Origin of the sequence: 'Chrysanthemum coronarium' phytoplasma (assembly GCF_000744065.1) — a bacterium.
Classification (GTDB): Bacteria; Bacillota_I; Bacilli_A; order Acholeplasmatales; family Acholeplasmataceae; genus Phytoplasma; species Phytoplasma asteris.
Genome location: NZ_BBIY01000136.1, coordinates 1 through 768, shown reverse-complemented (window position 1 = coordinate 768; position 768 = coordinate 1). Strand labels below are relative to the sequence as shown.

General features: G+C 26.8%; 2 protein-coding genes. Both read right to left on the bottom strand.

Translation table 11 applies throughout. From position 1 onward, the window contains the following. On the bottom strand, window positions 1–156 hold a 156-nt coding region (locus tag OYV_RS04135; protein WP_042068458.1), incomplete at its 3' end, for an HU family DNA-binding protein. Window positions 157–264: 108 nt separating this feature from the next. Beyond that, the coding region (locus tag OYV_RS04130) for a DNA adenine methylase (RefSeq protein ID WP_081931954.1) at window positions 265–768 on the bottom strand (504 nt) is incomplete at its 5' end.

The window sequence follows — 768 nt, the reverse complement described above, 5'->3', positions numbered from 1 at the left end:
TTTGAATTTGCCAATTTTAGAGGATAAAGACACTTCTTCATTTGATATGATTGCTTTAATTAGAGTATTCTCAAATGAGTTATAAAATTCTTCTGTTTTGGAAATTGAGGTTTTATTTACCTCAGCGATTTTTTTAATTAATTCTTTTTTTGTCATAATGATTTGACTCCTTTTTTGATTTTTTTGGAAAATTACTGTTATTTAAATTAAAATAGAGTTTCATATCCAATTGAATGATGTGAAACGATAGTGAAAATTTTAATTTTACTCATAATTTTTAATAATGATTTCTTGATGGATTTTTTTGTTGGTGAGATAATGGCTTGTTGTTGTTTTTGTTTTAATGATGTTACAGTTTGAAAATAAATGAAGAATTGGGGTTGTTTCATAATTGGTATATAACCATTTAACACCCCTTTTGGTTGTTTGGTGTAATTCCAAGGCTAATTGTTGATGATCAGTAAAAGAAAATGGTTTTTGGTAAAAATCTTTATCTTTAATCCCTTCATAGTAATATGGTGGATCGATAAAAAGAAAATCGCCTTGTTGACTATTGGCGATAACTTTACGAAAATCCGTACAATATAAAACATGTTTTTTCTTTTGGAAATGTCTTTGGAATGTAACTAATTCGTTTAAATTGATGATGGGAGTTTTTTGTTTGGGTTTATACCCAAAATTTGTTTTTAAATTACTTTGCTTATCATAACGAGTAATACCACGAAAAGCGTATTTATTTAAAACATAAAAGATAGCTGACCTGGTTAA